Below are 13,563 nucleotides of genomic sequence, written 5' to 3'. Positions count from 1 at the left end.
TTGAGCAGTAATAGCGAGTTAGAGTTTTTTAGCAGGTATTTAAGAAAGCGAATTAGAATTTCTTAGTGAAGCGGAGTGACTTTATAGCTATATATAATTTTTTATTGTCCATTTGATTTCAAACAATTATTTTGATGTGTATCGCTTTTAGTATTATTAACATGACTGGTTGAATTATAGAAGTACATATCAATATGACCATCTAGGCCATTATTATAAATGTCAGTTGATGAGTGAGGCATACCGGTTACACTAACTGCTAATTGATGTTGTTTTCCACCTTGCTCGAAATATAAAACCATAGGTTTCATAGCAGTCCATGACCATGATGGAAAAATTTGTCTTAATTTATTTGTATCTGTTTGAGTTAGAGTTACAATATCGGCATGATTTGAACCACCATAATATTTAACATTAAAGCTAATGCCTGATGCTAAATCTTTTAATATTGCAGTTTGGCCTACGGTAAATAATCTTCTTGCATTGTTCCAATCATATAGGTCTCCGTAATAATCATTTGTTCTTTTTTTCATCATTGAGATACCTGCTGGAGAGACTACTTCAGTAGAGTTTATAGGTACTGTGATTATTTGACCAGGCATTAATATATCTGTAGCTAACATATTACTTTTGGATATTGCGTCCATAGAAGTATTAAACTTTTGAGCTACATTCCATAAATTATCTCCTGATTTAACAGTGTAGTTTGCTGTTTCAACTTGAATATCTTCAGCTATTTCTGATGAGGTTGGAATCTTTAGTACTTGTCCAATATAAATTGAAGAAGAACTTAGATTGTTTAAATTTTGTAGTTCTGTAACTGAAACATTAAACTTTAAAGAAATTTTCCATAAAGAATCCCCAGATTGGACAGTATAATTACTGTTATTTGATTTATTATCATTGCTAATGTTTGCGGGCACATAAAGTACTTGTCCAATATAAATGTTACTTGAATCCAATTTATTTATTTCTAATAATTTGTCTACTGAAATATTATATTGTTGTGAAATTTTCCAGCATGAATCTCCAGAGCGTACAGTATATTCTTTTATAGAGGTATCGTTTACTTTTAAAGTTTGGCCAATATAAATGTTTGATGATGCAAGATTATTTAATTCAATTAATTCATCTGTTGTTGTACTGTACTTTTGAGAGATTTTCCATAATGATTCTCCGTTTGTAACTGTATGATTTATTATACTTGCTTTTGCAGTAATTGTGTTACCTAACAACAATAGAGTGGCAATTAAAGTAGCTATTTTCTTATGATTCATAAAAACCTCCTCTAAATTTCGAATGTAGTTACATTATGCCAAAAAGAACATTTGAAATAAATAGGAGGTTGGTGGTAACTAAGGAATCGAATGTAAAAAGACGGTCATTAATTACAATGATTGTCTTTAGTGTAAAAAAATGTTTAGTTATCTTTTAATCTATCTACTATTGTAGCACATGAAGCATCACCTGTAATATTAACAGCAGTTCTCATCATATCAAAGAGTCTATCAACTCCAAATAATAGAGGTAATCCTGCTACAGGAATATTAGCTGCTAATAAAACTGCAACAACTAATAGAGATGGACCTGGAACCCCTGCTTGACCAATAGAACCGACTGTAGCAGTAAATATTATAGCTAAGTATTGAGAAAGTCCTAATTCTACCCCGAACAATTGAGCAAAGAAACAAGCAGCTAAGGCATAGTATATTGCATTACCATCCATATTAATGGTTGCACCTAATGGAAGCACAAAAGATGTTGTTTCTTTTGAAACACCTAATTGTTCTTCACAAATTTCTTTATTTATTGGTAGTGTTGCCATTGAAGAAGCACTTGATAAAGCGAATAATTGAGCAGGATATATTTTTCTGAAGAATTCTAATACACCTACTTTGGTAAATAATTTAATCATTAATCCATAGAAACCAAATGTATGAAGAAGTAGTGCAAAAATATAAACTATTAATAGTTTAACTATTAATGCTAAAACATCATAACCAAAGTTAATAGTTGCATCAAGCATTAAAGCAAAAACACCAATAGGTGCAACATACATAACTTTAAGAATTATAAATATAAGTGCATCTGTTACTCCTTCGAAAAATGTTAAAACTGACTCTTTTTTCTTTTCACCAATAGTTGAAATACCAAATCCAAAGAATAAGCTAAAGAATAAAATTTGTAATATATTACCTTGAACAAGAGAATCAATAGGGTTTGAAGGAATTATTCCTTTTATTGTTGCCCAGAAACCAGGAATATCACCTTTATCAGCATATTCTAATGAAAACATAGCTTCTACTGCAGTTTTTTCTAAACCAGCTCCTGGCTGAAATACTTGTCCAAATATTAATCCTATACAAACAGCTACTGCAGTGGTAGCAAGATAATAAGTAAATGTAGCTACACCAATTTTACCAGCAGATTTTGAATTACCAATTGATGCAGCTCCAGTTATAATTGAAGTAGCTACTAATGGGATAATAACCATTTTAATTAGTTGCATAAATACAGGTCCTATTGGAAGTATAACAATTTTAATAAATGGGTATATTGGACCCAAAACTGAAGGGTATTTGTGCATAGTAAAACCAACTAAAATACCTAAAAACATTGAAATAATAATCCATAAACCTAAACTCTTAAAAAAACTTTTCTTTTGCATAAAAATAACTCCTTTATAAATTTATTAGTATAAAATAATTGCAATATTTTGCTGTTAAATCATTGCATACATATAATTATAATAAAAAATAGCAAAAAAACAATAAAAACTTTTGAAAATCATCAATAAATATAAATAAATATTAATATATTAATATTTATATTGAAATATTATACTAACTTTATAAAATAATAGTAATAATTTTATTTTAAATAGTAGAAATTACTAACTTTTTTATATAAAATATATATAAGCATACTATAGAGATTCTACCGTGAAATTTAATTTATACATGTATAAATTAATTATTGAACTAAGATATCTATATACTATATTTTTTAAGGAGATTATATGGAAAAATTATATTGTAAGATTTGTGGGTTAGAGATAAACGAAAAAAATTATTATTTAAACGAAAATAGCATGATAGATAAAAATAAAAACAGCGATATAAAATATTGTCCATTTTGTGGCGTTGATAGTAAATACTTAGGGTCAAAAGAAGAAATATTTAAAATTGATGAGACATTAGATGAAGGAACAATTAAAATATTTGAGAAAGCAATGAAGCTAGAAGTTTTTAATTGTGAATTTTATAAAGAGGCAGCGTCTATGGCGAAAAGAACTGAAATAAAAAATAAGTTCAGTGATTTAAGCCGCATAGAATTTATGCATGCAAGAATTCATCAGAAGTTAGGTGGGTTTGATAAACTGCCAGTTTTGAAAAAAATTGATTATGAGAAATATAATGATGAGAGTATTTTGCTAGAACAAGCAAATATAAGAGAAAGACATGCTGTTGAGTTTTATAATAAGAACATTTTAAAAATTAATTCTTCTAATATAAAGTTGATTTTTAAAGCATTATCTCAGGTCGAGGCTGATCACATTGCTATAACGGAATAGGATAAAAAATAGTTATGATAATTTGTTTATCATAGCTATTTTTTATACAAAAAAATTATAAATTGCCAAGCAAGCTTTGAAATTTATAGTGACAAGTTTATGATATCCTTCGTAAACGAAATCTTTTAATTAAACAAAAGATATAAAGAATCCTTTTGCGTAGCAAAAGTACCTTATTCCAGTTAGCAAAGCTAACAAAGGCTTAGTTAAAGATTTTCTGAAAGAAAATCATCATTAACTTGTCACTTGTAACTTATCACTGTTTTAGTTCGATTTTATTTCAATATTTAAATAATCATTCATATATTTCCATTTATAAAATATAAATTTAATAAAAAACTAAATTATAGGAGGATATATGAAAAACTTTATTAAGTCGTTATTGATTATAATAATTTGTAGTTTTATAATATTTTTTTTGAATGACTATATTTCAAAAGACTATTCTATGAAAGTGTTTTCTGATAAATTGAGTTATGATTTAGTTTATAAAGGAATTCACGAAGCTAGAGATTTTATTTATGATGAAGAAAATAATTGCTATATTGCTTATAAAGATAGAATTCAGTTTGTTGGAAATGATGGGAAGAGTTATAATATTATTAAAGATGAAAAGCTGGATATATTTTCTATGGAATACTATAAAAATAAACTATATTTCTCATCTAATACGTCTATCTTTGAGTTAGATTTGAGAAGTAACCAACTTAGCGAATTAATAAAGGATTTGCCCAATTGGGGAGACTACAATAAAAGTTTAATTAGAGTAAGTGAAGACCTTTTATACATATCAATAGGGGCTAGTACAAATTCAGGGGTAGTTGGTGAAGATAATTTATGGACTGAAATATATATGAGTGGACATGATATATCACCTTATGACATTACACTAGCGGGTATGAATTTTGGTGATCCTAAAAGAGGGGCATTTGTTGCACAAAATTCAAAAACTTTAGAAGAACAGGTTATATCAGGACATTGTCCAGGTAATGCATCTATAATAATTTATAATTTGAATACAGAAGACAGTGCAACTTTTGCTTGGGGTATTAGAAATATAAAAGGAATGGATTTTAATAGTAGATCTAAATTGATTGCTTCAGTAGGTGGTATGGAAAATCGAGGACTTAGACCTATAAAAGGTGATTTGGATTATATATATGAGATAAAATCGAAAAAATGGTATGGGTGGCCAGATTATAGTGGAGGAGATCCTGTTAGTTCTCCTAAATTTATAGGTACAGATAATAAAATTGTGTTACCAATCCTTAAAAATCCACCAAATACTAATCCGCCAGCACCACTATATCAGCATAAAAGCCTAAATTCATTAGAAAGCATAGCAATCGATAAAAATGGGGATATAGGAAATATTGATGAAATTTATTATTATGATATGGAAGAAAAGGCTATATATTCTTTGGATAATGATTTAACATTATGTAAAGTAATTAAATTAGAAAAAAAAGGTAATATAGCTTCTATGAAATTTTATAATAAAAATTTATATATTTTAAACGAGGCAGATGGAACTTTGTATAAGATTTATAATGAGAGTAATATTAATGATAGTATAAAGTTTTATAAAATAATATTTTGGATATTAATCTTATTTATTTTTGTTTTGGTATGTTATTTTATATATACTGTAGTTAAATCTAATAAAAGTAAGTTAAATTAATCAAATCAATAAATGAAATAATAAGTATAAATAGTACAAAATTCTTATTTGAAATGGAGATTCTTTAAATGAAAAAAAAAATTGAATTAACTTATGGAAAAACAGTAAGAGGCATAATGTTTGCAGTTAATCCTATAAAAAAAATTATACTTAAAACTCAATGTATTACACATAAATATATCAATGATAAAGCGGTTAATATTTTAAAAAATGAAGGTTATTTAGATGAATACAAACTTTTTAAAAAGTATTTAAAATTTTTAAATGAAGGGGTTACTTGGGCTGATCAAGATTTTAGGAGTACAAATCATTTTTATCATTACGAAAAACAAAAGGGGTTATATGGATTTTCTAATGCTTTAGACGAATGCTTAAAATACTATAACAAAGCATTAGCATATGTTGATGCAGGAGATGTTGGTAGAGGTATGTTTTATTTTGGAGCTGCTTGTCACTTAGTTCAAGATGCTACAGTTCCTCAGCATGTAAATAATCATTTGTTAAATAAGCATAGAAATTTTGAACTATGGATTATTAGTAAAATTTTAAGTAACTATCCTTATTCAGTTCAAAAAGGAATAAAAAATTATAAAAATACTTGTGACTATGTAAAGAATAATGCTTTGTTTGCTAATAAGATAGATATGAAATATGATTATGTGAAAAATGTTGATTTAAGGTACAAAAAAATTTCACAAGAAATTTTGAGAGAAGCGCAAGTTACTACAGCAGGCCTTATGTTGAAATTTTCAAGTGAAATAAAGAAATATTTAACATAATAATCAAAATAAAAAATAATTTTTCCTAATTATGGAGGAATTATTTTTTTTTTATAGAATTTTTTATTGTATAGGAATTTATAAATTCTATCCATCAGTGGGTAGAAGAAGCATATATAGCGGAAAAGAAAATGAATTAGACTTTCTTAGTTAAGTGGAAGGACTTTTACGCTATATATGCCTTTGTTCTTATAAAGTAATGAAATTAAAAGCTTATTAATGAATACTCTATGGAATAACTTTATATAAATATTTGTGAAAATGAGGTGTAATAGCTTGAAAGGTGATATAATTATAAATATGGAAAATGTAAGATTCGATGGAAATGTTTTAGATATAGGGTATGATAATAACGGAATTATATATAATATATGTAGGTGCAGTAATAACAATATTAATATTGATTATTTTGAGAATAATGCAGAATTAAAAAATGATAGTAATAATAAATACCATTCATGTGCATTGTTTATAACATTAAGCGAATTATTAACAAAAAGTAGAAAAACAAAATTATTAGATGTGATATTTAATTATCTAGATGACGATGGATTTTTATATATTTGGGATATTGATAAGCGTAAAGGAGAAATTCTTGATGTTAATATTAAGGTTATATTACCTTATAGAAAAATAAAAAGCATATTACATAAAGATTATAATATTTTCAAAGAAAGCAATTCAGAAATAACTAAAGAATTATTAAAAGATAAATTTTCGATAATAACCTCCAAAGAATCTAATGGGATGCATTTTGTAAAAGCACAAAAGAAAGGGATAGGAACATGAGTGACTTAAAAGTAGTGTTAGTAGGAATAAATTCAAAATATATTCATTCAAATTTAGCAATAAGATATTTAAAAGCTTATACTGAGGATTTAGATTATCAATGTGAGTTAAGAGAGTTTTCAATTAATGATAGAAAAGAACGAATTTTTGAAGAATTATTAAAAGAAAAAGCAGATATTATTGCTTTTTCATGTTATATATGGAATATTGAAATGGTTAAAGCTTTATCTAAACTTATTAAATTGGTTTCTCCTGATATAGAAATTATATTTGGTGGACCAGAAGTAAGTTATGATGGCTTTTCCTTTTTGAATGAAAATAAAGGAGCAATAATAATTGTTGGAGAAGGCGAAGAAACCTATAAAAAATTATTAGAATTAAAAATTGCAAATATTAAAAGCGAAAAAAGGAATAATAGATTATATGGACTGGAGAAAATCAGAGGAATTTATTATAGAGACGATAATGAAATAAAATTTACAGGACAAAGGGATATAATAGATATTAATAAAGTAAAGTTTCCTTATATAGGTGATAATAGTATTGATAATAAAATCGTTTACTATGAAGCATCTAGAGGATGTCCTTTTGGCTGCAAATATTGTCTTTCATCTACTGATTCAAAAGTTAGATTTAGGGATTTTGATTTAGTCAAAGAAGAATTGAATTATTTCATCGAAAAAAAGGTTAAATTAGTGAAATTTGTCGATAGAACTTTTAATTGTAATGTAAAATTTGCTATGAAAATTTGGGAATTTCTCATAGAAGCAAATACAAACACTCTATTTCATTTTGAAATTTCTGCGGATCTTTTAACAGATGAAGAAATAGAATTGCTATCTAACGCACCAAGTGGAAGATTTCAGTTTGAAGTAGGCATTCAAACGACGAACTTTAACATATTAGACAATATAAATAGAAAAGTAAACACCAAGCATATAAGCGAAAAGGTTAAAGAAGTAAAAATATTAAAAAATATAAAACAACATCTAGATTTGATTGCGGGATTACCGGGAGAGGATTTTGAATCTTGCAAGAGATCATTCAATGATATTTATAGTATGGAACCCGAAGAGATTCAATTGGGATTTTTGAAAATTTTAAATGGAACGCCTATGAAAAAAGAAGCTGAAAAATGGGGAATGGTTTATTCACCATATCCACCTTATGAGATACTGAAAACAAAAGATATTGGATACTGGGAATTAATAAAACTTAAAAGAGTAGAGCACGTTGTGGATAAATACTATAATTCAAAGAAATTCTCTAATATACTGAAGTATTTTCTAATGAAATTCCCAACTCCTTTTGATTTTTATTATGAACTAGGAGAGTTTTTCGAAATTAAAGGATATTTAAATAGAAATATTTCAAATTCAGATTATTATAAAATATTTATGGATTTTAATGATGAAGTTTTAGGAAAAAGTGAGGAAATTCTTAAAGAAATAATAAAGTATGACTATCTTATGTTTAACAAAAAAAGATGGCTTCCTGAATTTTTAGAAAGATTATTTAATAGCGAGGAATCAAAAGAGATAAAGCGAATAATCTTAGAAAAGTATCCAGAATTAAATAAGAATAAAATTCATATAGAAAAATACTCAATAGATATTTATGAATTTATAAGGAATAATAGAATCGTGAAAGAGAGTAGTTGTTTTTTGTATGATAATGAAGGATTCCATTCTCCTAGAGAAATTACAGAATACGTACAAAATAAATTTTAAAATGGAAAAAGTTTGTTAAAAATTTAGTAAAGTGAGTATTTGTTAGAAAAATGAAGTGTTAATATATATATAATGCAATTATTCTAAAAATTCAACAAAATAATTATTGAAATTTATATAGGTAATGTAGTATAATAAAAACAGTTAAGCTGTTTTCAATACCACATTAAGCATTAGGAGTTAAATTATATTGAGTTAGCTGTTATAACTTAGTGGGTTAGTGGATATAACTTAGTGGGTTAGTTATATCTACGAATAGAAAATTCAGAATTTTATGTAAAGGTGGTGAGGATTTGGCAAAACAAGCTTTAAACGAAATAAAATCAGCTGAAGCAAAAGCAAATGAAATTATAAAAAAAGCTCAGACTGATAAAGCTCAAAGCACTAAAAATGCAATGACAAAGGGGTTAGAAGAGTACAAAAAAATATTTTCAAGCAAAAAGAATGAGGCAAATGATATTATTCATAAAGCTGTAGAAGAAGCAAAAGCAAACTCAAAACCTATTTTAGAAAAAGGGAATATTGAAAAAGATGAGATTTTGAATGTTCCTCAAGAAAAAATTGATGGAGCTGTTAATTTAGTGATCGAGAGGATAGTGAATATCAATGGCAATAGTTAAGATGAACAAATTTAACCTTTATGCTTTTGAATCACAAAAAGAAACGTTGCTTCAGAATTTGCAGAAATTTGAAGGAGTACAGTTTAGAAATCTTCATGAGAAATTAAGTAAAGAAGAGTTCCCATTTTTAAAAACTGCTGCTGAAAATGATGAAATTCATAAAATTGAGAGTCAGTTATCAAAAGTTAAGTTTTCTATTGATTTCTTAGAAAAATTTATTCCTAAGGAAAGTGGACTAAAATCACTTAAAGAAGGTAAACGAACTTTCACTTTTGATCAAGTAGAGAATTTCATGGAATCATCAAATTGGGAATTAACTTATGAAAATCTAAAGAAGATTGATGAAAAACTTAATTTTCTACATAACAAAGAAACAAAACTTCAAAGCGAAATAGAAGCAGTAAAACCATGGGTAGAATTTGATGCCCCTTTTAATGATTTGAAAGATTTAAGTTTGACAATTGGGTTTATTGGTACAATACCACAAAATTCAATTGAATTTTTTCAGAAAGAATTTTCTGAACAAATAAACAATTCTTACATTGAAATTATCAGTGAAGATAAAAATGATTTATATCTTATCATAGTAGTTCCTAAAGAGGATGAAGAATTAGCTAATGAAATTGTTAAGAAATATGGTTTTAGTAAAGCAAATTATGCATATGATAAGACACCTTTAGAGGTTATTAAGTCTCATAAAAAAGAAATAGAACTAATAATCAAAGAGATTGAAGATATTTCAAACAAAGTCTCAATGAAAAAGAAAGAACTAGACGAACTTTTAATTGTTTATGAGCATATTGATAATATGCTAAGTAGAGCAAAAGCATGTGAGAATTTTGTTAAAAGTGAAAACATCATTCTTGTTGAAGGATGGAGTAGCACTGAAAGTAACGATGAATTAATTAATATTATTGAAGGAACTCTAGAAGATAAGTATTATTTAGAATTTTCAGAAGCTTCTGAAGCAGATAATGTTCCAATAGAACTTAAGAATAATGGTTTTGTTGAACCTTTTGAGAGTATAACAGAAATGTATTCTTTACCTCATTATAATGAAGTTGACCCAACACCAATATTATCAATTTTTTACTTTGTCTTCTTTGGCATGATGCTATCTGATGCTGGGTACGGACTGATTATGGTTGCAGGTACTGCAATAGCTCTTGCAGTATTACCCCTTGAAAAAGCTCAGAAGAACTTTGCTAAACTTTTATTGTATTTAGGAATTTCAACTACAATATGGGGAATAATCTATGGTGGATGGTTTGGAGATGCACCGACAGTTTTATTTGGTATAACAGTTCCTAAACTTATTGATGCTGGTAAAGAAATAAACTTTGTTTTGATACTTTCAGTAGTTTTTGGATTGGTACACTTGTTTGTTGGACTTGGAATAAAAGCGTATGTTTTACTAAGAAATAATAAACCAATTGATGCTTTATTTGATGTAGGGTTATGGGTTGTAACTTTAGTAGGTGCTATACTTATGGCTTTAGTACCAGCTACTCCAATAGGAAAAATATTATTGATTGCTGGACTAATAGGATTATTCTTAACTCAAGGTAGAGACGCAGAGAGTATTGGTGGAAAAATTGGTGGAGGAGTTTATGGAGTTTATGGTATAACAGGATATTTTGGTGATGTTGTATCTTATTCAAGACTTATGGCACTTGGTTTAGCCACTGGTTTTATTGCATCAGCATTGAACATGATTGTTAAATTGATTCCAGCTCCCGCAGTGTATATTATTGGTCCTATTCTATTTGTAGCTTTACATTTGTTTAACTTAGCAATTAATGCTTTAGGATCTTATGTTCACACAGCAAGACTTCAGTATCTTGAATTCTTTAATAAATTTTATGAAGGTGGAGGAAAGAAATTTAAACCTTTCAAATCTTCAAATAAGTATATAAATATGAAAAATAACTAAATAACAAATCACAAAAATTGTTTAGGAGGAAAAAATTATGAAATTTATTGAGTTTTTAGCAAATAACAATGGAGGGTTAATTTTATCGTTATTAGGAGCAGCTTTAGCAGCTGGATTAAGTGGTATAGGTTCTGCAAAAGGAATAGGATTAGTAGGGCAAGCAGCATCAGGAGTTATTACAGAAGATCCAGACAAATTTGGTAAATCAATTATTCTAGACGTTTTACCTGGTACACAAGGTTTATACGGTTTCGTTATTGCTTTAATGATTTTAACTAAAGTTGGTGTAATGGGTGGGACTAATCCAACACTAGAGCAAGGATTCTTTATATTCATGGGTTCTCTTCCAATAGCAATAGCTGGATGGGGTTCTGCAATTTCTCAAGGTAAAACTGCAGCAGCAGCAGTATCAATATTAGCAAAAAAACCTGATCATGTAATGAAAGGTGTTATTTATGCCGTAATGGTTGAAACGTATGCATTACTTAACTTTGTTGTATCATTGTTCATTATAATGAATATTTAGTTGATTTGGAGTGATTATATGTCTAATATAAATAATCTGACATCAAAAATTATTGATGATGCCAATAAAAAAGCAGAAGAGATTCTTAAAGAAGCAAAAGCTGCAGAAAATGAGATTATTAATAAAAATGTAAGTGATGCAGAAAAAAAAGGTGATTTACTTATAGAGAAAGCGAAAATAGAATCAAAAACAAGAAGTGAAAGAGTAATATCAAATGCTGAACTTCAAGTTAGAAATATGAAACTTGGAGCAAAACAAGAAGTTTTAGATAGAGTTTTTGTTGAAGCAATTGAAAAACTTTCAAATATTTCAAATGAACAATATCTCAAATTTATTAAAGATAGTATATTATCGCTGCAAATTGATGGCGATGAAGAAATAATTGTAGGAATGAATAATAATGCGGTAACTCCTAATTTTATTCTGGAATTAAATACTGAATTAAAGAAAGCTGGAAAATTAGGTGCTTTGAAATTAGGTTCTGAAAGAAGAGACATTAAAGGTGGATTTATATTAGCTAAAGGCGGAATAGAAATAAATAGTACCTTTGAAGCTTTAGTAATGTCTTATAGAGATGAACTTGAAGCAGAAGTTGCAAGCATTTTGTTCAACTAAGGGAGGTTAGCTAATGAGTAATATGGCCTATGCTCAAGCAGTATCTAGGCTTAGAGCAATTGAAACTAAACTCCTTGATAGAGCAAAACTTGATAGAATGATAGACAGCAAAAGTATTTTAGAAGCTTTTAAGCTTTTACAAGAAACTGAATATGGTAATCATATGGCAATGGCGAAGAGACCTGAAGATTATGAAAATCTTCTATCTAGTGAACTTAAAAGTTTATATGAACTTATGTATAAAGTATCACCAAAAAAAGCTGTTGTAGACATAATGAGTATCAGGTATGACTATCATAATATCAAAGTTCTAATAAAAGGAAATGCTTTAAAAAAGGATTTATCGGATTTACTTATTCCAGTAGCTACAATACCTGTTAAAGAATTAAAAGATATTATTGAAAATAAAGATTATTACGATTTAAATCCTATTATGAGAGAAGCAATAGAAGTTGCTGAGGATATTTATTCTAAAGAAAAAGATCCTCAAAAAATTGATATTATTTTAGATACTTACATGTATAAAAATATGCTATCTATTGCGCAAGGAATTAATGATGATTATTTATTAAAATTTATTAAAATAAATATAGATATATCAAATATTAAGACTTTACTTAGGGTTAAGAAACAAAAGAAAGATAGAGAATTTCTTCAATTTGTTATGATTGAAGGAGGAACAATAGATGTGGACTCCTTTATTCAAATGTTGAATGAATCCAATGAAAATATTATTACAAAGTTAGACCATACTGATTATTATGAAATTTTAAAATTCGGTATTGAGGAGTTTAACAAAACAGGTAAACTTAATTTATTGGAAAAGTTATCAGATAATTTTATTATGAAATTCATAAAAGATGCTAAATATGTTAGTTTTGGTGCAGAACCTTTATTGGCATACATATATGCAAAAGAAAATGAAATTAAAATAGTTAGAATTATCATGGTAGGAAAAATTAATAACATAGCTACAGATGTAATAAAAGAAAGGCTGCGTGATATTTATGTTTAAGATTGGAGTTGTTGGAGATAAAGATTCTATCTTAGCTTTTAAAGCAATTGGCATAGATGTTTATCCAGTAATCGAAGCTAGTGAAGCAAGAAAAACAATTGATACTATGGCTAGAGATAACTACGCAGTTATATTTGTTACTGAGCATGTGGCGAAAGATATTGATGAAACAATTGAAAGATATAATAAGCAGACACTACCGGCTGTTATATTGATTCCAAGTAATCAAGGCTCTCTCAATATTGGTATGCAGAGAATAAATGATAATGTGGAAAAAGCTGTAGGAGTTAATATTTTATAG

At 27.6% G+C, this 13,563-nt stretch carries 13 protein-coding genes; 11 read left to right on the top strand and 2 right to left on the bottom strand.

From position 1 onward, the window contains the following. Positions 1-101: 101 nt before the first annotated feature. Positions 102-1,277 (bottom strand): LysM peptidoglycan-binding domain-containing protein, encoded by a 1,176-nt coding sequence (locus ACQ3F0_RS10660; protein ID WP_428865224.1) that lies wholly within the window; start codon positions 1,275-1,277, stop codon positions 102-104. 143 nt (positions 1,278-1,420) lie between these two features. Beyond that, positions 1,421-2,668, bottom strand: a complete 1,248-nt coding sequence (locus tag ACQ3F0_RS10655; protein WP_428865223.1) for a dicarboxylate/amino acid:cation symporter — start codon at positions 2,666-2,668, stop codon at positions 1,421-1,423. A 351-nt stretch (positions 2,669-3,019) separates the two neighbouring features. On the opposite strand from ACQ3F0_RS10655, the gene ACQ3F0_RS10650 reads away from it, so the two are divergent. The 11 genes from ACQ3F0_RS10650 to ACQ3F0_RS10600 all read left to right on the top strand — a co-directional run bounded on the left by ACQ3F0_RS10650 (position 3,020) and on the right by ACQ3F0_RS10600 (position 13,563). After that, positions 3,020-3,574: a ferritin family protein gene (locus tag ACQ3F0_RS10650; RefSeq protein ID WP_428865222.1), complete on the top strand. Its 555-nt coding sequence runs from the start codon at positions 3,020-3,022 to the stop codon at positions 3,572-3,574. 358 nt (positions 3,575-3,932) lie between these two features. Beyond that, the gene (locus ACQ3F0_RS10645; RefSeq protein ID WP_428865221.1) at positions 3,933-5,255 is read left to right on the top strand and encodes a PQQ-dependent sugar dehydrogenase family protein; all 1,323 of its coding nucleotides are present in this window, start codon (positions 3,933-3,935) and stop codon (positions 5,253-5,255) included. 68 nt (positions 5,256-5,323) lie between these two features. Continuing rightward, positions 5,324-6,034, top strand: a complete 711-nt coding sequence (locus tag ACQ3F0_RS10640; RefSeq protein WP_428865220.1) for a zinc dependent phospholipase C family protein — start codon at positions 5,324-5,326, stop codon at positions 6,032-6,034. A gap of 276 nt (positions 6,035-6,310) precedes the next feature. Further along, on the top strand, positions 6,311-6,823 hold the full coding sequence (locus ACQ3F0_RS10635; protein WP_428865219.1) for a class I SAM-dependent methyltransferase: 513 nt from the start codon (positions 6,311-6,313) through the stop codon (positions 6,821-6,823). Then, entirely contained in the window at positions 6,820-8,553 is a 1,734-nt protein-coding gene (locus ACQ3F0_RS10630; RefSeq protein ID WP_428865218.1) for a B12-binding domain-containing radical SAM protein, read from the top strand. Before ACQ3F0_RS10635 ends, ACQ3F0_RS10630 begins: the two co-directional genes overlap by 4 nt. Before the next feature lie 293 nt (positions 8,554-8,846). Next, a complete protein-coding gene (locus ACQ3F0_RS10625; protein WP_428865217.1) occupies positions 8,847-9,173 on the top strand; it encodes an ATPase in 327 nt (108 codons plus the stop codon). Further along, a complete protein-coding gene (locus ACQ3F0_RS10620; protein WP_428865216.1) occupies positions 9,160-11,106 on the top strand; it encodes a V-type ATP synthase subunit I in 1,947 nt (648 codons plus the stop codon). Before ACQ3F0_RS10625 ends, ACQ3F0_RS10620 begins: the two co-directional genes overlap by 14 nt. A gap of 37 nt (positions 11,107-11,143) precedes the next feature. After that, positions 11,144-11,632 (top strand): V-type ATP synthase subunit K, encoded by a 489-nt coding sequence (locus ACQ3F0_RS10615; protein ID WP_428865215.1) that lies wholly within the window; start codon positions 11,144-11,146, stop codon positions 11,630-11,632. Positions 11,633-11,650: 18 nt separating this feature from the next. Next, positions 11,651-12,247 (top strand): V-type ATP synthase subunit E, encoded by a 597-nt coding sequence (locus tag ACQ3F0_RS10610; RefSeq protein WP_428865214.1) that lies wholly within the window; start codon positions 11,651-11,653, stop codon positions 12,245-12,247. A gap of 13 nt (positions 12,248-12,260) precedes the next feature. Then, positions 12,261-13,262, top strand: coding sequence for a V-type ATP synthase subunit C (locus tag ACQ3F0_RS10605; protein ID WP_428865213.1), 1,002 nt, complete (start codon positions 12,261-12,263; stop codon positions 13,260-13,262). Further along, positions 13,255-13,563 (top strand): V-type ATP synthase subunit F, encoded by a 309-nt coding sequence (locus tag ACQ3F0_RS10600; protein ID WP_428865212.1) that lies wholly within the window; start codon positions 13,255-13,257, stop codon positions 13,561-13,563. The genes ACQ3F0_RS10605 and ACQ3F0_RS10600 overlap by 8 nt, the downstream gene beginning before the upstream one ends.

It is taken from the genome of Clostridium sediminicola (assembly GCF_050402865.1).
Classification (GTDB): domain Bacteria; phylum Bacillota; class Clostridia; order Clostridiales; family Clostridiaceae; genus Clostridium_AF; species Clostridium_AF sediminicola.
This window is presented reverse-complemented; position numbering and strand designations above follow the sequence as displayed.